A 20267-nucleotide genomic window follows, 5' to 3' on the forward strand; every position below is an offset into this window, starting at 1 on the left:
AACAAAAAAGAAGGTCAGTCTACCGCGACCTGCGGCCGAGGCAGGCCCATACCGGAGATCTGGTCGGTCACGCGGTCGGCGGAGTCCACATCGGCCAGGGGGCCCACGCGCACGCGGCGCACGCTGTGGCCGCCGATGGCGGTCTCGATGACACTGACAGGGCCCAGGCCGGCTTTGTTCAGCCGGTCGGCCACGCGGTTGGCGTTGGCCACGTCGGAGAACGCCCCGACCTGTAGGTAGATCGAGGGCTTGCCGGGCACCGAGGCGATCACCGGGCCTTGTGCAGGCGTGGCCGGGCGCGGCGTCGAGGCAGGCGTGGCGGGAGCGGTTGCCGGCTTCGCGCCGGGCAGCGGGGGGAGCGCCTCGGCGGCGGAAACGCCGGTCATCCCGGGCACCGGACCGTCGTTCTCGTCCCCAGCGGAGGCCGTCGCGACCGGCGTGGCCCGGACCGGGACGGTCGTGCCCACCGGCGCGGCGATGGCCGCGCTCGGCGCGCGCGTGGCGCCGGCGACAACGGGCGTCGCGCCGACCGGAGCCGCCGCGGCGAAGCGCGACGGGGTCGACGGCGGCGAGGTGGCCATGTCCGGCGTCGGTGCCGTGCGTGCGGCCGGCGGCGCGGCGGCAAAGGCCGGACGCGGCGGTGGTGCCGGGGCGGTCACCGGTGCCGGTTTCGGCGCCGTGTTCACGTAGGGCGCGCCGCGATCGCCGTTGGCCTCGGTCGGATCGATGGCGCGCACTTCGACCAGGCCGGTGCCTTTCGGCCAGACGCCGAGCTTCACCGCCGCGGCGAAGGAAAGATCGATGATGCGGTTCTCGTGGAAGGGACCGCGATCGTTGATACGGACGATGACGCTCTTGCCGTTCTCGAGGTTGGTGACGCGTGCATAGCTCGGCAGGGGCAGCGTCTTGTGCGCCGCCGAGAACTGGTACATGTCGTATTCCTCGAGGCTCGAGGTCTTGTAGCCGTGGAACTTGTTGCCGTAGAACGAGGCGATGCCGCGCTCGACGTAGCCGCGCGGCGTGGGCAGCACGTTGTAGGTCTGGCCGAGCACGGAGTACGGGCTCTTGTTGCCGTAGAGCGCGCGCGGCTCGACCTTCGGCACGGGCTCCGGCAGCTTGCTCACATCCGGAATGTCGGTCGGCACGCTGTCGGAACTGGAGCGATAACGGGAGGACTGCGACTTGCTGATGTCGTCACGGCCACCGCGCGAGGACGACGACGAGCCGCCGCTGCCGCCACGCGATCCCGACGGACGGGAGTTCTTCGAACCGCCGCAGGCGGCCAGGGCCAGCGCCAGGAGGCCGATGAGGGCGAGGCGTGTCGCTAGCACCCATCGCCGCTGAAGCGGCTCCCACAGGGGGCGGGGCTCCCACAGGGAGCGGGGCTGACGCAGGGAGCGAGGCTCACGCAGGGAGCGGGGCTCGCGCAGAGGGCGGGGCTCGCGCAGCAGAGGGGGCGACTCGCGCAGCAGAGGGGGCGGCTCGCGCAGGGGGCGCGGTTCGTACATGGGCTGGGGGGCAGTCGGGACGCTGGCTGTGTGTGGGAGCCGGCTACGCCGGCGATCCCTGCGAAGCGAGACGCTCCCCACGACAGCGAGCTCCTCGATTCGCCCGTTCATCGCGCCGCGGATCCATGGGTCCGTTCCCGGATCGCCTGCGCCAGCTGGTTTACCGCCATCGCGTACATCGGGCTACGGTTGTACGTGGTGATCACGTAGAAGTTCTGGAAGACGAACCAGTACTCGGGACCCGAGGGCCCGTCCAGGCGAACCAGCTGCGCGTCACGCCCCGGATTGAGGTGCTGCAGCGGCGCGAAGCCCTGGGCGACGAAGGTTTCCACCGGCGCCACGGGGCGCCAGTCCTTCGGCACGGCGGGATCGCGGACGCCGGCATCCGGCTGGGCGCGCACGGCCAGCGGACCGCCGGTTTCCCAGCCGTGTTGGGAAAAATAGTTGGCCACGCTGGCGAAGATGTCGCCCATCGAGCCCTTCATGTCGATCTTGCCGTCGCCGTCGTAATCCACGCCCCAGTCGCGGATGGACGAGGGCATGAACTGCCCCCAGCCCTGCGCGCCGGCATACGAGCCGGTAAGCGTATCCAGCGGACCGGCGAGATGGTTCGGCGGCAGTTCCAGCAGGGTCTTCAACTGCTCGCGGAAGAACGGCGCCCGCTTGGGGTAATAGAAGGCCAGCGTGGTCAGCGCGTCGAGCACCTTGTACTTGCCGGTGTTACGGCCGTAGAAGGTCTCGACGCCGACGATGGCCACGATGTATTCCGGCGGTACGCCGTATTTCCTGCCGATGGCATCGAGCAGCGCGCGATGGGTCTGGTAGAAATCCGCGCCCGCCTGGATGCGCTGCTCGGTGAGGAAGATCGGCCGGTAATCCCGCCACGGCTTGCCTTCCGCCGGACGGTTCATCGCATCGATGATGGACTGCTGCATCTTCGCGCCGTCGAGGATCGCGTTCAGCGAGGCCTTGCTCTTGCCCGTGTCCTTCGCCACTTCGTCGACGAGTTGTGCCTGACCCGGATGGGTCTGGGCGAACACCGCGGGGGCGAACATCAGGGGGAAGACGATCATCGCGCCGGCGAGGCGCGGGAATAAACGAGCGGGGCGTGCGCGGCGCGCGGCGAGAACTTCATCCATGCGCCGAAGCGTAGCACGCAGGAAAGGCGCGTCAGGGGCGCGCTTCGGGAAACGTTCAGGCATCAATCGTGGAGCTTGCGATTGGCGTGGATCGACATCAACACACCGAAGCCGGTGAGCAACGACACCGCCGACGTACCGCCGTAACTGATCAGCGGCATCGGCACGCCGACCACCGGCAGGATGCCCGCGACCATGCCGCCGTTCACCGCGACGTAGACGAAGAAACTCATGCCGATCGCGCCGGCGAGCAGGCGCGAATACGTGTCGCGCGCGTTCATCGCGATCCACAGGCAGCGACCGATGATGAAGGCGTACAGCAACATGATGGCGATGACGCCGATCAGCCCGAATTCCTCCGAGAACACGGCGAAGATGAAGTCCGTCGTGTGCTCCGGAAGGAATTCGAGGCGCGACTGCGTGCCGTGCTGCCAGCCCTTGCCGAAGACACCACCCGAACCCACGGCGATCTTCGACTGGATGATGTGCCAGCCATTGCCCAGCGGATCCGATTCCGGGTCGAGCAGCGTGCGCACGCGGTTGCGCTGGTATTCGTGGAGGAACTGCCAGGCCACCGGGATCGCCGCGCCGGCGCCACCGACGAGCAGGCCGATGCGCCACCAGGCCATGCCGGAGAGGAACAGCGCGAAGGCGCCGGCCGCGGCGACCAGCAACGCGGTGCCCAGGTCGGGCTGCTCGGCGATGAGTCCGGCCGGTACCGCGATCATCAGGCCGACGACGATGATGTCCTTCCAGCCCGGCGGCAACTGCCGCGGGTGCAGGTACCAGGCGACCATCATCGGCATGGTGAGCTTGAGCAGTTCGGACGGCTGGAAACGCATGAAACCCAGGTCGAGCCAGCGATAGGCGCCGCGCCCTTCACCCAGGGCGGCGACGACGACCAGCAAGGCCGTGCTGCCCATGTAGAGCCAGGGCGTCCAGGAGCGCAGCACCGGCGGCGGAATACGCGAGATCACCACCAGCAGCACCGCGCCCAGGACGAAGCGTGCCGCCTGGCCGCCGACCAACGACAGGTTGGCGTTGCCCGCGCTGTACAGCGTGGCCAGGCCGGCGCAGGCGAGCAGGAACAGGGCCAGCAGCAGGGGCAAGTCCAGGCGCGGACGGGTGAGCAGCCGCAGGCCGAAACGTTTGAGGCGAAGGGAGAGGTTGGCGAACATGGTCACTGGTCCTCGCCGTTGTCGTCGGGCGGCAGTTCGCTGCTGGACGGTGCGGCCGGCTGTACGCCCTGGACCGAGCTCTCGCTCGCAGGCGCAGCCTCGGCCGGCGCATCGGAAAGGGTGATCGGGCCAGGCGGCAAGGCGGTCGGGCGTGCCCCACCCTGGTCGACCACCCACTGGTCGAGGATCTTGCGTGCGATCGGCCCGGAATCCGCCGCGCCCCATGCGCCCGCTTCGAGCACGACGGCCACGGCGATTTTCGGATCGTCCGCCGGCGTATAGGCAATGAACAGCGCGCGGTGGCGAGTCGCCAGGTAGGCGGTGTTCTTGTTCGTGTCATAAGCGTCGGACTTGCGCGAGAAGCGCTCGGCCGTGCCGCTCTTGCCGGCGATGACGAACGGAAAGCCGATGCCGAGCTTCTTGCCGGTACCGGCGCCCGAGTTGATCACCGCGATCATGCCTTCGTTCACGGTGTCCCAGTCGGCCGACTTGCGGATCACCGAGGGACCCGTGGGCGGGAACGCCTGCGGCACGCGCGCACTGTCCACACCGTCCTGCGTATCCATCAGCAGGTGGGGCGCGTAGGGCACGCCGTGGCCGGCGAAGGTGGCGACGGCATGGGCCAGCTGGATCGGCGTCACCGCCCAATAGCCCTGGCCGATGCCGGAGATGATCGTCTCGCCCGGGAACCAGCCCGCCTTGCTGCGTGTGGCCTTCCACTCGCGCGAAGGCAGCACGCCCTCCACTTCGCCGGTGAGGTCGATCCCGGTCTTCTTGCCGAAGCCCAGGCCGCCCATCCACGAGGCAAGGCGGTCGATGCCCATGTCCAGCGCAAGCCGGTAGAAATAGGTATTCGTCGACAGCTCGATGGCGCGGACCATGTTCACCGTGCCGTCGCCGCCGCGCTTGTCGTCGCGGTAACAGCGGCTCTGCCCCGGAATGCAGAACTCGCCCGTCGACAGCACCGTATCCGACGGCCGGCGAATGCCCATGGTCAAGCCACCCAGGGCAAGGAAGGGCTTCACTGTGGAACCGGGCGGATACACGCCACGCAGCGCGCGGTTGTACAGCGGCTTGTCCGCAGCCGTCATCAGGTTCTTGTAGTCGACCGAACTGATCCCGTTGACGAAGAGGTTCGGGTCGAAGTCGGGCACGCTGGCGAACGCCAGGACCTGTCCGTTGCGCGGATCGATCGCGATCGCGGCGCCCGCGCGGCCAGCCATCGCGTCGAGCGCCGCCTTCTGCAGGCGCACATCGATACTCAGGTAGATGTTCTTGCCCGGTGTCGGCGGCGTGGTGTCGAGCACGGCCTGGGTGCGCCCATCGGCGTTCACCTCGACCAGCTCGTAGCCCGGCTCGCCGTGCAACAACTTCTCGTACGAGCGCTCGATGCCGATACGGCCGATGTGCGTGGTGCCCTTGTAGCTGGCCTCTTCGTCGTCGTCCATGCGGTCGAGGTCGTCCACGTCGATGCGGCTCACATAGCCGATCACGTGCGCAAGCGAGCCACCCAGCGGATAGCGCCGGGTGAGGTAAGGCACGACATCCACGCCGGGGAACCGCCACCGGTTCACGGCAAAACGGCCGATTTCGTCCTCGGTCAGCTTCAGCTTCAGCGGGATGCCCTCGAAGCGACGACCCAGCTTCACCTGCTTCTTGAAGGTCGTGATGTCGTCGTCGCTGATCGGCACCACCGCGCTGAGATTGCGCAGCATGTCGTCCATGTTGGCGACCTGCTCGGGCGTGACCTCGAGGCGGAACGCGGGGACGTTATCGGCGAGCAGCACGCCGTTGCGATCGTAGATGAGGCCACGCGCCGGCGGGATCGCGCGCGGCTTCACGCGGTTCTGCTCCGAACGCGTCACGAACTCGTCGTGGTGGAACACCTGCAGGTAGACATAGCGACTGCAGACGGCGACAAGGCCGAGCAGGAGCAGGAAGAAACCGGCCAGCGCGCGGCGGCGAAACAGCGCCACCTCGCCACGGACCTCCTTGATCGAGGCGCGCCGCCGGCTCATGTGTCGTGGATGCGCAGGCGTGCGCGCAAATCGTCGAGGATCAGGAAGACGAACGGCCACAGGACCGCACCGACCAGCGGCGATATCCAGTACTCGGGCGGCGGTAGCGGATCGCCGCTGAAGACCCGGATGAGCAGCAGGAGCACGCGATCGTTCAGCAGCAGGCCGAGCACCGCCAGCGACTGTTGCCACATGGGGAAGAAGCGCAGCCGCGAGCGGAACCGCAGGGCGATGAAGACCATGGCGGTGAGACGCAACGCCTGCTCGCCGAGCAGGATGCCGTCGAACAGATCCGCACCCACGCCCAGGCAGAACGCCAGCCCGAGAGTGACCCGATCGCCCGATTGCAGGCACCAGTAGAGCAGGATCAGCGCCGGCCAGTACGGCTTGAACGGCGTCAGCGGCCCCGGCAGCGGAATCAGCATCAGGAACAGCGAGAGCAGCAGCGTCGCGGCGAACCACAGCTGGCGGACACGAAGCTTGTTCATGGCGTCGTCCCCGTTGGCGTCGTCGACGAACCGGCGCGCGCGGGCACCGGCGTGGCGGTCGGCGAGGTCACCTTGGGCAGGGTCGGCGCGACGGGCGCCGGCGGCGGCGCATTCGGGTCCGGCGCCATGCTGGACGGCGGCCCGCTGTTCGGCGCGAGCGCCGGCGGACCGTCCTGTTCGGCGAGGTCGTGCAGCAGGAGCACGTCCTCGCTGCGATCGAGATCGGCCGCGGGCCTGGCCTGTGCGGAGAGGAACGTGCCCGAGGCCGTCTGTGCCACGTCGCGGATTTCGCCGACCGGGAAGCCCGGCGGGAAGCGGCCACCCAGGCCCGAGGTAACCAGCTTGTCGCCCGACTGCACGTCGGCGGACACGGGGATATTGGGCAGCACCAGCATGTCGCCGGCGCGCGAGCCGTAGGCGATCGTACGCAGTCCGGTGCGCTCGATCGTTACGGGAATGGCGTGGTTCGGGTCGGTGATCAGCATCGCCACGGAGGTGGTCGGCATCACTTCGACGACCTGGCCCATCACGCCACGGGCGTCGATCACCACCTGCCCTGCCTGGACCTTGTCGCGCGCGCCGACGTTGAGCACGATCCGATGCCGGAAGGTGCCCAGGTCCACGCCGATGAGACGCGCAAGCTGCACGTTGAGCGAGAGGCTGTGCTGGGTGTCGAGCAGCTCCTTGAGCCGCTGGTTCTGCTCGGCCACCGAGGCCATGCGGTTGAGCTTGGCGTTGGCCAACAGCAGGTCTTCGCGCAGCCGCTGGTTGGCTTCGGTCAGCCGCTGGCGATCGGCGAACGCCACCGTCGCCGCCTGGAATCCCTGCGACGGCAGTCCGGCGATCCGGTAGATCGGTTCGACCACGATGGATAGCCCGTAACGGACGTTACCGAGCCAGCCGCCCCGGTGATCGAGCACCATGAGCACGCAGGCGAGCGCGAGATAGACGATCAGGCGCAGGGTCCCCGCCACACCGGGCGCGAACAGCGGCGACTGATCGTCGCGATTGAGGGCCATGGCTCAGCGCGTTCCGGCCCGTGCGCCGTCGCGCGCGGCCATCATTCGAACGCGAAGAAGTCGCTGCCGTGCTGGTCGATCATCTCCAGCGCCTTGCCGCCACCGCGGGCGACGCAGGTGAGCGGGTCGTCGGCCACCTGCACGTGCAGGCCGGTTTCCTCGGAGATGAGACGATCCAGATCGCGCAGCAGCGCGCCGCCACCGGTCAGGACGATGCCGCGCTCGGCCACGTCGGAGCAGAGCTCCGGCGGGGTCTGCTCCAGCGCGGCCTTGACCGCCGCCACGATGCCGGAGAGCGGCTCGTGGAGCGCTTCCAGCACCTCGTTGGAGTTGATCGTGAACATGCGCGGCACGCCTTCGGCGAGGTTACGGCCGGAGATTTCCATCTCGCGGACTTCGCTCTGCGGGAAGGCGCAGCCGACTTCGAGCTTGATCCGCTCGGCCGTGGATTCACCGATCAGCGTGCCGTGGTTGCGGCGCACGTAGTTGATGATGGCTTCGTCGAAGCGATCGCCACCGACGCGGACCGACTGCGAATAAACGATGCCGTTCAGCGAGATGACCGCGACTTCCGAGGTGCCGCCGCCGATATCCAGGACCATGGAACCGCGCGCTTCGTGCACCGGGATCCCGGCGCCGATGGCGGCTGCCATGGGTTCCTCGATCAGGAAGACGTCGCGGGCGCCTGCGCCCTCGGCCGATTCCTTGATCGCGCGGCGTTCCACCTGGGTCGAGCCGCAGGGCACGCAGACCAGCACGCGCGGGCTCGGACGGAGCATGCGCGAACGATGCACCTGCTTGATGAAGTGCTGCAGCATCGCCTCGGTCATGGTGAAGTCGGCGATGACGCCGTCCTTCATCGGGCGGACGGTGGCGATATTGCCCGGCGTACGGCCGAGCATGCGCTTCGCGTCGCCACCGACGGCGGCAACGGTGCGCGGGCCGCCCGGGCCTCGATCCTGGCGGATCGCGACGACCGACGGTTCATTGAGGACGATTCCCTGGCCGCGCACATAAATGAGCGTGTTGGCCGTGCCGAGATCGATGGAAATGTCGTTCGAAAAGAGACCGCGGAACTTCTTAAACATGATGCGGCGGACGCCAGTAGCAAGAAAAAGTAAGCGTGCGAGTCTAGATTGGCCTACTCCCCCACGCAAGGGCGAAGAAGTTAAGAAAGCCTTGTAAGTCCGGGTGATGCGTGGGGATTCTGCTCCGTTCCCGTAATTCTGTACGACTCCCGGAGTCGCCTTGGCGGACGATTTTGGGTACGATCCGTCGGTTTGCCGGACCTGTCGCGTTCGGCGCCCGCTGCGGCCGGGTCACGGTCGCGCCACTATTCTTCCAGGGTCACCTACACCATGACTGCCGTTATCTGCGGATCGCTCGCCTACGACACCATCATGGTGTTCCAGGACCAGTTCAAGAACCACATCATTCCGGACCAGGTGCATATCCTGAATGTGTCGTTCCTGGTGCCGGCCATGCGCCGCGAGTTCGGCGGCTGCGCCGGCAACATCGCATACAACCTGAAGTTGCTCGGCGGCGCACCGATGCCGGTGGCCACGGTCGGCCAGGATTTCGCGCCATATCGCGCGCACCTGGAGAAGTTCGGTATCCGCCTCGACGGCGTGCGTCAGTTCGACGACCAGTTCACCCCGCAGTGCTTCATCACCACGGACCTGGACAACAACCAGATCACGGCCTTCCATCCGGGTGCGATGTCCAGCGCGCACGAGAACCATGTGCGTGACATTCCGGATTATTCGTTCGGCATCGTCGCCCCGGACGGTCGCGAAGCGATGCTGCAGCACGTCGACGAGTTCGCCGCACGCGGCGTGCCCTTCATCTTCGATCCGGGCCAGGCGATGCCGCTGTTCAACGGCGACGAGTTCCGCTCGATGATCGAGAAGTCCACGTACGTCATCGTCAACGACTACGAGTCGCAGCTGCTGCAGCAGCGCACCGGCTGGAGTGCCGAGGACATCGCGTCCAAGGTCACCGCGTACATCGTCACGCAGGGCCCGCGCGGTTCGCTGATCCATGTCGGTGGTGAAGTCATCACCGTGCCGCCGGCACGCGAGCGCAAGGTTGTCGACCCGACCGGTTGCGGCGACGCGTACCGCGCCGGCCTCATCTTCGGCATCATGAAGAAGTACGACTGGAAGACCATCGGCAACATGGCTTCGCTCATGGGTGCGTTGAAGGTGGAGCATCCGGGCACGCAGAACCAGTACTTCACGTACGAGCAGTTCGCCACGGAGTTCAAGGACCAGTTCGGTTACGAACTGGCCTGAAGTGCCTTGGAAAAAGGGGCGGCGCAGTGATGCGCCGCCCCTTTTTTTGTCCAGGCTGTTGTAGGAGCCGATTCATCGGCGATAGCCAGGTCGCGAGAACCTGGCCGCGATAGCCAGGTCGCGTTAACCTGGCCCGCTGCCGCGGGATCGCCGATGAATCGGCTCCCACACTGGCTCCCACACTGGCCCTGCCAGCACACTGGCTCTGCCAGCACACTGGCTTTGCCAGCACACGGGTCCTGCCAGTACACGGGTCCTGCCAGATTACTTGCGTGGCTTGAAGCCCATCGTCGCGTTGACGGCCTGCTGCCAGCCTTCGTACAGCTCGTCGCGGACTTCCTTCGTCATCGTCGGCTTGAACTCGCGATCCACCGCCCAGCGCTTGGTGATATCCGTCTGGTCCTTCCAGAAACCGACCGCGAGACCGGCGAGATACGCCGCGCCCTGCGCCGTGGTTTCCTGGACCTTCGGACGGAGCAAGGGAACGCCGAGGATGTCCGCCTGAAACTGCGCCATGAAGTCGTTGGCGATCGCGCCGCCGTCGGCACGCAGCTCTTTGAGTTCGATGCCGGAGTCGATCTGCATCGCCTCGAGTACGTCGCGTGTCTGGTACGCCATCGACTCGAGTGCGGCGCGAATGAACTGCTCCTTCGTCGTGCCGCGTGAAAGGCCGAACACCGCACCGCGCACGTCGCTTCGCCAATACGGCGCACCGAGACCGACGAACGCAGGTACGAAGTACACGCCGTCATTGTCCTTCGCGCGCTCGGCGTACGACTGCGAGTCCGCCGCCTTGCCAAGCATGCGCAGGCCGTCGCGCAGCCACTGGATGACCGAACCGGCAACGAAGATGCTGCCTTCGAGCGCGTACTCCACCTTGCCATTGAGGCCCCACGCGATGGTGGTGAGCAGGCCGTTCTTCGAACGTACCGCCTTCTCGCCGGTGTTCATCAGCATGAAGCAGCCGGTGCCGTAGGTGTTCTTGGCCAGGCCGGGCTCGAAGCAGGCCTGCCCGAACAACGCCGCCTGCTGGTCGCCGGCGATACCGGCGATGGGCACTTCGCGACCGAAGAAATGCTTGGCCAGCGTGTTGCCATACACTTCGCTGGACGACTTCACTTCCGGCAGCATGGCGCGCGGCACGTTGAGCATCTTGAGTAGCTCGTCGTCCCATTCGCGCTTGAAGATGTCGTACATCAGCGTACGCGAGGCATTGGTGTAATCGGTGACGTGCACCTTGCCGCCGGTGAGGTTCCAGATGACCCAGGTGTCGATGGTGCCGAACAGCAGCTCGCCCTTCTCGGCACGTTCCTGCGCACCTTCCACATGGTCGAGAATCCAGCGGACCTTGGTCCCGGCGAAGTAGGCGTCGATCAGCAGGCCGGTCTTCTCGCGGACCATCGGGTCGAAGCCGTCTTCCTTGAGCTTGTCGCAGATATCGGCGGTCTGCCGCGACTGCCACACGATGGCGTTGTAGATCGGCTGGCCGGTGCTCTTCTCCCAGACCACCGCGGTTTCGCGCTGGTTGGTGATGCCGATGCCTTCGATGGCGCTGGCGTCGATACCCGAGCTGCTGATCACCTCGGTCATCGTCGACAGCACGCTGGTCATGATCTCGCGCGGGTTGTGTTCCACCCAGCCCGGCTGCGGAAAGATCTGCGGAAACTCGCGCTGGGCCGTGCCGGCGATGTTGCCGTCATGATCGAAGAGAATCGTGCGCGAGCTGGTGGTTCCCTGGTCGATCGCCAGGATGTATCGCTTGTCCTTGGACGTGTCCATTGCTTGCCTCACCGGGTCGTCTGTGTGGAGGATTTGCCGTTTTCGGCGGCGAGGCGCGCTTCTTCAAGCGCACGCACACGCGCCGGCAGGAAGGGATGCACGAGCAGCTGGTAGGCACCGCCGCCGACGACACCACCGATCAGCGGGCCCACGATGGGCACCCACCAGTAGTTGTCGGGCGAGGGCAACGCCGACGAACCCCAACCGGTAAAGAATGCGAACAGGCGCGGACCGAAGTCGCGGGCCGGATTGATCGCCCATGCTTCGAGGTAGCCCATGGACGCGCCGATGGTCGCAACCAGCAGGCCGATGATCAGTGCGCCGCTGTTCGCACCCGGTGCGGTCTCGTTGTACTGCTCGGTGATGGCGAAGATGCCGAACAACAGGAAGGCGGTCAGAATGATCTGGTCGGAGAGCGCGTGCATCGGTGTGACGGCAAGGCCCGGATGCGTGAAGAACACGCCTGCCGCACCGCCCGCCGCGCGGGTGAGGTTGTGCGTCTCGTTGAAGTGATCGATGACCGGACCGAAAAGGGCATACACGCAGGCTGCGCCGAGGAAGGCGCCGATGACCTGGGCGACCCAGTACGGGATGACTTTCTTCCATGAGAAGTCGCGGAAGATCGCCAGTGCCAGCGTCACGGCGGGATTCGCATGCGTGCCCGACACCGACGCGGTGGCATAGATAGCGATGGTGACCGCCAGACCCCACGCGATACACACGCCCCAATAGGCGTTGAGGTAGGGACTAGGGTCGTAGAGCACGTACATGCATGCTACGGAATCGCCGAACGCGATGATGATGAACATCGCGAGGGCTTCGGAAATCAGCTCGCCTATCTGTTGTCGCATGATCCGTCTCTCCATCGGGTTTCATGACTGGGAAGCGCCTGGGCGCTACGGGTGGGTGGCAGCCCGCTGAGGGACACGCCGGTTCAGGTACTCGGTGAGGCGACGCACGTCGTCGGAACCGACGCGCAGGCCGATCTTGCTTCGGCGCCAGAGGATGTCCTCGGCCTCGGTCGCCCATTCGTGGCGGACAAGATAGTCCACCTCCGCCTGGTAGAGATCCGAGCCGAAGTGTTCGCCCAACGCGGCCAGGCCGTTGGCTTCGCCGAGCAGGTCGCGGGCGCGCGTGCCGTACATATGGGTGAGGCGCCACGCGAACGCTTCGGGCAACCAGGGCCGCGACGAACGGATGTCGTCGGTCAGCGCGTCGATGTCGCGTTCGCCGCCGCCCGGCAGGGGGCGCGCGTCGGCGGTCCAGGCCGGCTTGTCGTTGCCCAGCAGCGGCGCGAGTTTGTCGACAGCCTCCTCGGACAACTTGCGGAAGGTGGTGAGCTTGCCGCCGAAGACGTTGAGCAACGGCGCGCCGTCCGTGTCGATATCGAGCAGGTAGTCTCGCGTCACTTCCGAGGCGCTGCCCGATTCGTCCTGCAGCAAGGGACGCACGCCGCTGTAGCTCCAGACGACGTCCGCGGGCGTGAGCTGCTTCTTGAAGTAGCGGTTCACCGCCTCGCACAGGTACTGCGTTTCCTCGGCCTCGATCACCGGGTGCGATGGATCCGCCTTGTACTCGATGTCGGTGGTGCCGATCAGCGTGAAGTCGCGCTCGTACGGAATGGCGAAGACGATGCGACGGTCCGGCTGCTGGAAGATATAGGCGTAGCGATGCTCGAAAATCTTCGGGACGACGATATGGCTGCCCTTGATCAGGCGCAGCGTGTGCGAATGCTTCAGGTGCACCACGTCGTCGAGGAAACTCGCCGCCCAGGGGCCGGCGGCGTTGACCAGCGCGCGGGCCTTGACGAAATGACGGCTGCCATCGCGTGCCTCGAGTTCGGCCGTCCAGCCATCCGCATCGCGACGGGCGCTGATGCACTTCGTATGCGTTTCGATCTTGGCGCCACGATGCACGGCATCCATCGCGTTGAGCACGACAAGGCGCGCGTCCTGCACCCAGGCATCGGAATAGACGAAACCCTGGTGGAACTCGGCGCGCAGTGGCTCGCCTGTGACGTGCTTGGCGAAACGCACGCGACGCGAACCCGGCAGCGTGCGGCGCCCGCGGCCCAGATGGTCATAGAGGAACAAGCCGATACGGATCATCCACGCGGGACGCAGGTGCGGCTGGTGCGGAAGGATGAAGCGTAGCGGCCAGATGATATGCGGCGCGGCGCGGAGAAGTACCTCGCGCTCGGCGAGCGCCTTGCCGACCAGCGCGAACTCGAACTGCTCGAGATAGCGCAGCCCGCCATGGATCAACTTGGTCGCCGCGCTGGAGGTATGCGACGCGAGATCGTCCCGCTCGCACAGCCATACCGATAGCCCACGGCCCACCGCATCACGCGCAATGCCGACGCCATTGACGCCACCACCGACCACCAGAACATCGACCTGCTCGACCATCGCGCACTCCGCTTGGCTGGAGGCACTGCGTTACTGAGAGGGGAGTAGCCAATGTTCGGCTATGTTCGTTTTTCCCTGCGGGCGACCAGGACAGACCCCCGGGTCACGCGAAAAACGAACATTTCACACGGTCAGCAAGCGGTGCCTGCGTTAAAAGTGAGCATATTCGAACACAAACGAACATGGCACGCTGCAGTGCAGCGCACGCCTTGTTTGAAACACGGCCCATCAGGTGGGTAACCATCGATCCGATCATCGCGGGTTCGGCGGGCGCGCGAAAGCTGGGGCAGCTTACCCCGCTGACTTTATTGACTATTTTTTCGCGTTGCGCCACTAAGCGCATGACCGTCATTTAGGCATACGGTGCGAACGGGCATGGCTCCTCCTGACCGACCATGGCGGTCAGGTGCGCATGCGCCTGTTCCTCATGTATCGCAGGAAGCCAGCAGAGCTTCTTGGTGCGGCTCCGCTGGCCATTCTCGCGGCCTGCCTTGATGCTCCGTGCGAGCCAACGCCGGACCACACGCCGTCGAGCGCAGATGCAAAAGAAGGTCAGAGGGCCAGGCCCTGCATCCCCGATGCTCCAGCGAACACCGGTGTTTGGCCGACCTGCAGCAGCCGACCGTCACCGAGGATGAGGAACGTATCGACATCGCCGCCCAGGGAATTGCCCACGTACAGGAACAAGCCGTCGGCAGAAGCCTTCAGGTCGGTCGGCGCAGCACCTGCTTCCAACGTACCGGCGATCCCGCCGTCAAGGACGGTCAACGAGCCATCGTTGCCGACACGGTAACCGCTGATGTTGCCCTTGCCTGCGTTAGCGGTGAAGGCGAAGCGACCGGACACCGCCAACCAGCATGCGGCTGCCTGCCCGTTTGGAACGTCGCTGGAGATGGCCTCGAGGATGCCGTCGCGCCCGATCGCGTACGAGCTGGCGGCCGAGCCTGCTGCTTGCGTGGCGATCAGATGACCGTGGTTATCGAAGTCGAAACCGAACGGTTGCGGGTCGTTCGAGGGGGTGATGGCGGGGTCTTTACCGAGGCCTCCATCGTGTCCGAGGGTAAACAGTTCGAACCAGCCCTTGGCCGATGCGTCTTTGATCGAGACGGCCAGCCAGTTGCCGTCGGGTGACACCTGCAGTTGCGCGGGCGTCATGCCGACATTGGGCTGATTTCCCACAAGGGGCGCGTCCGTGCCCAGCAGACGCGTCTCGGCCGGCAATGCTACGAGCTGCCCGCCAGCGGTGATCTGAAACGCGGTCACCGTCGAGGTGGCGGCGCTGTTGAGCACGTAGAGTCGATTCCCCCGCTGAGCCACGCTGACCGGGTACGTGCCGCCGGTGGGCTGTATGTCGATCAAACGCAGCCGACTGCCCTCGATGGCGAAAACCGATATCTGGTTCGAGCCGGCGTTAGTGGCAAACAAGAGCCGGCCGTTCGCGCTCTTGAGCAATGCATTCTGCGAGCCGAGGGGATCTGGCCGCGGAGCCGTCGTGCCGACCCCCACGCCCTTGCCCTCGGTAGATGCCACGGAAACCTTTTCCAGGCCGCCGAAGAAATTTCGACGCAGCACGGCGACGCTGTTGCTCTGGATGTCATTGGACATGACGTAGACAAAAGGGGAATCGAATCCGTGCAAACCGGACAGACGATCTTGCGCATGGACGGCGCCGACGGTCGCCAACGCGCCAACGATAGCAATCGCAAGTTTTCGCGACATGTTCATGGACAGTTCTCCGAAAGAGCCGGACGGCTCCAGGGTTCTTCGTGTCCTTGCTCGCGACGGTTACACGTCATCCGTCAAAATGTGCGCGTCATCACGGGTCGATGCTGTCGGCATTCACGGCCTCATGAAGGGAGCCATGTTCGCCGGGCGCAGACCTCGCACGGAGCTCACCGCCTCGAGGAGCGAGGCGATATGGATCACGGTGGATTCGGCCTGCCATTTACCAACCACCTGAATGTTGATCGGCAGACCTTCCCTGCTGGTGCCGAACCGCATGGCCAGACCAGGTAGCCCGGTGAGGTTCAGTGGCACCGTAGCGCCCTGGAGGTAGGTGGCATCCACGGTCTGGCCATCGATGACGAACGAACTTACGCCGTGTTTGTGCGCAGCGATGGGCAACACGTGGGTGATCAAGGCATCGTAGTGCGAGAAGTACTCGGCGAAGCCGTCACGGATGCGCTCAACCGCCTGCTCGGCGTCGATGAAACTCTCCATGGACGTGTCGGGCAGCGAAAGCATGGTCTTGGCCATCGTGTATAGCTCATCCGGATGCCGGCCAGCGGTCGCCTGCTCAAACGCGGGCTTCATTTCCATCACATGCAGCCGATTGAACACATCCAGCGCGAAATCACGCTCGAGGGCCGGAATGCCAACGTGCTCTACAAACACGCCTGCGTTCCCGAGTGCCTCCGCAGCAGCCTTCACGGTGGCGACGACTTCAGGGTCTACCGGGCCGAGCCCGGGACCGACCATCCAGCCGACGCGCAGTTGGCGATAGGGTGCGCGCCCAACGCCAGCGTCGAAGACCGTGGTGATGGTCGAAGCAGCGTCATGCCCATCCGGCCCCGCCAGCAGGGAAAACGCCAGAGCGATGTCCCGCACAGAACGGCCCATGGGTCCCACATGCCAAAAGCGGCGCGGCGCACGGGGCCAAATGCCCGTCATCGGAATGCTTCCATGCGTCGCCTTCATCGATGTAATGCCCGTTTGTGCTGCCGGTCCGCGCACCGAAATGGCGAGATCGGTGCCGAGGCCAATCGGCGACATGCCTGCCGCGATGGCGGCGGACTCGCCGCCGCTCGACCCGCCCGGCGTACGGGTCAGGTCCCAAGGGTTGTTAGTGCGTCCCGACAGGAGATTATCGCTCTCGATCCAGTAGGAAAATTCCGGCAGGTTGCTCTTGGCAAGCAGTATGCCCCCGGCCTTCTTCATACGAGCCACGCTGGTCGCGTCGGTGTCCGGCACGCGCCCCTTGAAGATCGGTGACCCGCGCTGAGTCGACACGCCCGCGGTGTCGATGGAATCCTTGACGGTGAAGGGCACACCGTGAAGCGGGCCCAATTCCTCGCCGGCCATCACAGCGGCTTCGGCGGCGCGCGCGGCTTCGCGCGCCGTGTGCGCAAGGGTGACGATGGCATTGATCCGTGGGTTCAGCACCTCGATGCGATCGAGATGAGCGGCCATGATCTCTACGGGGGAGACCTCTTTGGTGCGAATCATCTCCGCAAGCCTGGTGGCGTCGGAGAACACGATGTCGTCAGTCATGGGCTATCTACCTAACATTTGGTAGGTAGACGGTACCGGCCGCGGACAAAGGCGTCAAGCCCTAACTAACGCATGGTAGGATACGTCCAAGGAGGAAACCGTCATGAACACGAACGAAGCGATCTTGAAGGCTGCTCGAATGCAAGCCCAGTCGCACGGCTATGGCGGATTGAACATTCGTCATTTGGCCGAGGAAGTCGGCATCAAACCGGCCAGCATCTATCACCACTTTCCGGGGAAGGCCGAGCTGGCCGTCGCCGTGGCTAAGCGGTATTGGGAAGACGCGGCTGCCGAGCTCGATTGCATGCTGGCTGCGGCACCCGATGCGCAGAGCGCATTGCGCGAGTACCCCGCCGTCTTTCGCCGCTCCCTGGAGAACGACAATCGACTTTGCCTGGGCAGCTTCATGTCCGCAGAGTTCGACGATCTTCCAGAGCTGGTGAGGCAAGAAATGCAGACGTTCGCCGATGTCAACGTCGCCTGGCTGACCCAGCGACTCGTCGAAGGTAACTTGGTGAAAGATGGAGAAGGAGACGCCCGGGCGCGGGCCATATTCGCATCCATCGCGGGCGCCCAGCTCATGGCAAGAAGCCGCTCGGACATCGCGCTCTTCGACAGCTTGATCCAAAGCTATCGGACTGCGGGGCTTCTTCCTGTTTAACGCAATGATCCGTCGTCCCGGCGCGCATCAAGCACAAGGTGGCCGATGGTGCGTCGACGGACGGGGGCTGGCGCGACGTCAAAATAGACCGACGCCACGCGGCCATCGCTGCGAATGACGACGTTTGTCCGCGACGGCCGACGTTTCGCATTCGGTGCACCTGCCATCTTCACGCGTCAGGCGGTACAAACGCCATGAATGTCGTGCCGGGATCCAGCTTGGAGGCGTCGACCGAGCGGGACGCCGCGGATGTGAGCAGTTCCAAGGTCCGCTGACGGTGCGATGCTAACGTCCAATCACTGACATCCGTGGGGTCGCCGGCGTCGCTGTACCGAGACCATGCAAGGGCCTCGGTCAGGCGATCACGATCAGGCGCGTGGATGACGACCGATTCGTTCGATAAACCGGCTGTGGTTATCTGTAATCGAGTGCATAGTCGTTTCTTCGCTTCCGCCTCCTGGGCATCGGCGGCACGCATTCCAATGATCGCTCGGTCGACTTCAGGATCCACCCACGCGCCGTGTTCGTCCTGCAGCGGCACATCGCTCGCCCATGCCTCCGGCGGGCAGAGCTTTCCCGCACGGTCGAGCGTGATGAACGGATTGACCTCTGCCGGATAGACACGGCATGCGCGCGGGCGATCCTCATAGATGCCGCAACTCATATCAGCCCGGAGATTCGGGCATGCGCCAGGGAACGTGGCCATGAGCGAAACGATGACTCGGACGGGTAACTGGCCGCTGTATGCGGCGAATGACCGGCGCCGCTTGTGGGCGGCCAAGGTGTTGTCGGGTGCAGGTTCCTCCGGCCATGGAATCGCCTCGCAGAACAGCTCGACTCGGCCGCCCCTTTCCAGCCACGACGACGCTTCATCGATACTGAGAGGTAGGCGCAATCCGTGACAGCAACGACCGCACATGGTGCAAGAGAACGAGATCTTCATAGCGATGAGCCGGCGAAGGTGGGTGAGAAGCGCATCGATCCCCGACAAGGTTCCGCAGGAGAATTCGGGCATGTTGTAGCCATGCCTGGCGATTCGCTCTCAGGAGCCATTCGGTTACAGCGCTCGCACAAAACGTCCACCGACCTCGACCCGCGAGGTCCGACTCCCGCCCCGGTCCCGGGCCCGGTCTAGCCCGCGCCTTCGGATGTCGTCTTCGTGCGACGACCCATCGCGGCCGTGGCGACGTCGCCGCCACAACGTCGGTTCGCGAGGGCCGCCTTGCACCGAGAAGCCCTCACCCCTCAGTCCGCCGCCACATGCAACTGAGTCCCCGCCGCCTCGAGCACGGGCAATAAGGGTTCAGGCGGTGTCTTGTCCGTGAACCACGCATCCACACGCGAAAAGTCGCCCAGGCGAACCATGGCGTTCCGACCGATCTTCGTGTGGTCCGCACCCAGGTAGACCTGGCGCGAGTGCTCGATGATCGCCTGCGCAACCCGGACTTCGTGGAAATCGAAATCCAGCAGCGTGCCGTCCAGCTCGATGCCCGAGATACCGATGATGCCGTAGTCCACCTTGAACTGGCGGATGAGTTCGATCGTCGCCTCGCCGGTGACGCCGCGGTCGCGGCCACGCACGACGCCGCCGGCGACAATCACCTCGAAGGTCGGATTGTCGCTGAGCAGGAGCGCGATATTGAGGTTATTGGTGATGACTCGCAGGTCACGATGATCGAGCAACGCGCGACCGACACCTTCGTTGGTCGTACCGAGGTTGATGAAGAGCGACGAGCCATCCGGAATCTGCTTGGCGATCGAGGCCGCGATGCGGTTCTTCTCCGCAGCCTGCAGGGTTTGACGTGCCGCGTAGGCCACGTTCTCGACGCTCGAGGACGGACTGACGCCACCGTGGTAACGACGAATGAGCCCACTGTCGGAAAGCAGATTGAGGTCGCGGCGGATGGTCTGCGGCGCGACGTCGAAATGACTGGCCAGCTCTTCGACGCCGACGAACCCCTCGCGCTGGACGATCGCGATGAGTTCTTCCTGGCGGCGGTTCAATCGTGGATCCATCGTATTCCCGGTGCTCCGTGACACATCAACATGATGCCGGGTCGAGGCGAGAGTGTCATGCGGCGGTTGCGATGCGCGACCGCACCCGCGCCAACGTGATCCGATCTGTGGGAGCCGCTTCAGCGGCGACAGCCCGGTTAGCACCGTGTCCCTGTAGGAGCCACTTCAGCGGCGATAGCCCGTTAGTACCGTGGTGTCCTTGTGGGAGCCGCTTCAGCGGCGATAGCCCGGTTGCGGCGACCTGGCCCGCTGCCGCGGGATCGCCGCTGAAGCGGCTCCCACAGGGGGGCGGTAAAACACAGACAAAGAAAAACCCGCCACGATTGCTCGTAGCGGGTGTTTCAGTATAAGGCCCCTGGCGGTGACCTGTTGCGGGTCTTGCGCTGCGCGCAGACAAAGAAAAACCCGCCCTCAAAAGAGGACGGGTTATTCCGGTATAAGGCCCCTGGCGGTGACCTACTCTTGCATGGCTTGAGCCACACTACCATC

At 65.1% G+C, this 20267-nt stretch carries 16 protein-coding genes; 2 read left to right on the plus strand and 14 right to left on the minus strand.

Annotated features, from left to right (window positions below; all coding sequences use genetic code 11):
* Window positions 1-14: 14 nt before the first annotated feature.
* The 7 genes from VM621_RS12760 to VM621_RS12790 all read right to left on the minus strand — a co-directional run bounded on the left by VM621_RS12760 (window position 15) and on the right by VM621_RS12790 (window position 8438).
* Window positions 15-1331 (minus strand): septal ring lytic transglycosylase RlpA family protein, encoded by a 1317-nt coding sequence (locus VM621_RS12760; RefSeq protein WP_325469340.1) that lies wholly within the window; start codon window positions 1329-1331, stop codon window positions 15-17.
* 284 nt (window positions 1332-1615) lie between these two features.
* Window positions 1616-2647, minus strand: coding sequence for a lytic murein transglycosylase B (gene mltB, locus VM621_RS12765; RefSeq protein WP_414674531.1), 1032 nt, complete (start codon window positions 2645-2647; stop codon window positions 1616-1618).
* Between the two features lie 62 nt (window positions 2648-2709).
* A complete protein-coding gene (rodA, locus tag VM621_RS12770; RefSeq protein WP_325469341.1) occupies window positions 2710-3825 on the minus strand; it encodes a rod shape-determining protein RodA in 1116 nt (371 codons plus the stop codon).
* Window positions 3826-3827: 2 nt separating this feature from the next.
* Complete coding sequence (gene mrdA, locus VM621_RS12775; protein WP_325469342.1) at window positions 3828-5843, minus strand: penicillin-binding protein 2; 2016 nt, start codon at window positions 5841-5843, stop codon at window positions 3828-3830.
* Window positions 5840-6331 (minus strand): rod shape-determining protein MreD, encoded by a 492-nt coding sequence (gene mreD / locus VM621_RS12780; RefSeq protein ID WP_325469343.1) that lies wholly within the window; start codon window positions 6329-6331, stop codon window positions 5840-5842. Before mreD ends, mrdA begins: the two co-directional genes overlap by 4 nt.
* A complete protein-coding gene (mreC, locus tag VM621_RS12785; RefSeq protein ID WP_325469344.1) occupies window positions 6328-7350 on the minus strand; it encodes a rod shape-determining protein MreC in 1023 nt (340 codons plus the stop codon). The genes mreD and mreC overlap by 4 nt, the downstream gene beginning before the upstream one ends.
* 41 nt (window positions 7351-7391) lie before the next feature.
* On the minus strand, window positions 7392-8438 hold the full coding sequence (locus tag VM621_RS12790; RefSeq protein ID WP_036139600.1) for a rod shape-determining protein: 1047 nt from the start codon (window positions 8436-8438) through the stop codon (window positions 7392-7394).
* 270 nt (window positions 8439-8708) lie between these two features.
* On the opposite strand from VM621_RS12790, the gene VM621_RS12795 reads away from it, so the two are divergent.
* Entirely contained in the window at window positions 8709-9644 is a 936-nt protein-coding gene (locus tag VM621_RS12795) for a carbohydrate kinase family protein (RefSeq protein ID WP_325469345.1), read from the plus strand.
* Window positions 9645-9908: 264 nt separating this feature from the next.
* Here the strand turns inward: VM621_RS12795 and glpK are convergent, their stop codons facing one another.
* The 5 genes from glpK to VM621_RS12820 all read right to left on the minus strand — a co-directional run bounded on the left by glpK (window position 9909) and on the right by VM621_RS12820 (window position 17101).
* Window positions 9909-11423, minus strand: coding sequence for a glycerol kinase GlpK (gene glpK / locus VM621_RS12800; protein ID WP_325469346.1), 1515 nt, complete (start codon window positions 11421-11423; stop codon window positions 9909-9911).
* A gap of 8 nt (window positions 11424-11431) precedes the next feature.
* The gene (locus VM621_RS12805) at window positions 11432-12277 is read right to left on the minus strand and encodes an MIP/aquaporin family protein (RefSeq protein WP_325469359.1); all 846 of its coding nucleotides are present in this window, start codon (window positions 12275-12277) and stop codon (window positions 11432-11434) included.
* Window positions 12278-12319: 42 nt separating this feature from the next.
* Complete coding sequence (gene glpD, locus VM621_RS12810; RefSeq protein WP_325469347.1) at window positions 12320-13831, minus strand: glycerol-3-phosphate dehydrogenase; 1512 nt, start codon at window positions 13829-13831, stop codon at window positions 12320-12322.
* Window positions 13832-14383: 552 nt separating this feature from the next.
* Complete coding sequence (locus VM621_RS12815; protein ID WP_325469348.1) at window positions 14384-15556, minus strand: lactonase family protein; 1173 nt, start codon at window positions 15554-15556, stop codon at window positions 14384-14386.
* A 114-nt stretch (window positions 15557-15670) separates the two neighbouring features.
* A complete protein-coding gene (locus VM621_RS12820) occupies window positions 15671-17101 on the minus strand; it encodes an amidase (protein WP_325469349.1) in 1431 nt (476 codons plus the stop codon).
* Window positions 17102-17204: 103 nt separating this feature from the next.
* Between VM621_RS12820 and VM621_RS12825 the strand changes: the two genes are divergently transcribed.
* Window positions 17205-17762 (plus strand): TetR/AcrR family transcriptional regulator, encoded by a 558-nt coding sequence (locus tag VM621_RS12825; protein ID WP_325469350.1) that lies wholly within the window; start codon window positions 17205-17207, stop codon window positions 17760-17762.
* A 169-nt stretch (window positions 17763-17931) separates the two neighbouring features.
* Here VM621_RS12825 and VM621_RS12830 read toward each other — a convergent pair whose 3' ends face one another.
* Window positions 17932-18777, minus strand: coding sequence for a YkgJ family cysteine cluster protein (locus VM621_RS12830; protein ID WP_325469351.1), 846 nt, complete (start codon window positions 18775-18777; stop codon window positions 17932-17934).
* Window positions 18778-19007: 230 nt separating this feature from the next.
* The gene (locus VM621_RS12835; RefSeq protein ID WP_325469352.1) at window positions 19008-19778 is read right to left on the minus strand and encodes a DeoR family transcriptional regulator; all 771 of its coding nucleotides are present in this window, start codon (window positions 19776-19778) and stop codon (window positions 19008-19010) included.
* Between the last annotated feature and the right edge of the window lie 489 nt (window positions 19779-20267).

Origin of the sequence: Luteibacter sp. (assembly GCF_035539195.1) — a bacterium.
GTDB lineage: Bacteria > Pseudomonadota > Gammaproteobacteria > Xanthomonadales > Rhodanobacteraceae > Luteibacter.

Coding starts and splice junctions, on each gene's coding strand:
- glpD (WP_325469347.1), bottom strand. CDS start 13,831: ATGGTCGAGCAGGTCGATGTTCTGGTGGTCGGTGGTGGCGTCAATGGC.
- VM621_RS12815 (WP_325469348.1), bottom strand. CDS start 15,556: ATGAACATGTCGCGAAAACTTGCGATTGCTATCGTTGGCGCGTTGGCG.
- VM621_RS12820 (WP_325469349.1), bottom strand. CDS start 17,101: ATGACTGACGACATCGTGTTCTCCGACGCCACCAGGCTTGCGGAGATG.
- mreC (WP_325469344.1), bottom strand. CDS start 7,350: ATGGCCCTCAATCGCGACGATCAGTCGCCGCTGTTCGCGCCCGGTGTG.
- VM621_RS12830 (WP_325469351.1), bottom strand. CDS start 18,777: ATGCCCGAATTCTCCTGCGGAACCTTGTCGGGGATCGATGCGCTTCTC.
- VM621_RS12825 (WP_325469350.1), top strand. CDS start 17,205: ATGAACACGAACGAAGCGATCTTGAAGGCTGCTCGAATGCAAGCCCAG.
- VM621_RS12790 (WP_036139600.1), bottom strand. CDS start 8,438: ATGTTTAAGAAGTTCCGCGGTCTCTTTTCGAACGACATTTCCATCGAT.
- VM621_RS12795 (WP_325469345.1), top strand. CDS start 8,709: ATGACTGCCGTTATCTGCGGATCGCTCGCCTACGACACCATCATGGTG.
- VM621_RS12835 (WP_325469352.1), bottom strand. CDS start 19,778: ATGGATCCACGATTGAACCGCCGCCAGGAAGAACTCATCGCGATCGTC.
- mreD (WP_325469343.1), bottom strand. CDS start 6,331: ATGAACAAGCTTCGTGTCCGCCAGCTGTGGTTCGCCGCGACGCTGCTG.
- rodA (WP_325469341.1), bottom strand. CDS start 3,825: ATGTTCGCCAACCTCTCCCTTCGCCTCAAACGTTTCGGCCTGCGGCTG.
- mrdA (WP_325469342.1), bottom strand. CDS start 5,843: ATGAGCCGGCGGCGCGCCTCGATCAAGGAGGTCCGTGGCGAGGTGGCG.
- glpK (WP_325469346.1), bottom strand. CDS start 11,423: ATGGACACGTCCAAGGACAAGCGATACATCCTGGCGATCGACCAGGGA.
- mltB (WP_414674531.1), bottom strand. CDS start 2,647: ATGGATGAAGTTCTCGCCGCGCGCCGCGCACGCCCCGCTCGTTTATTC.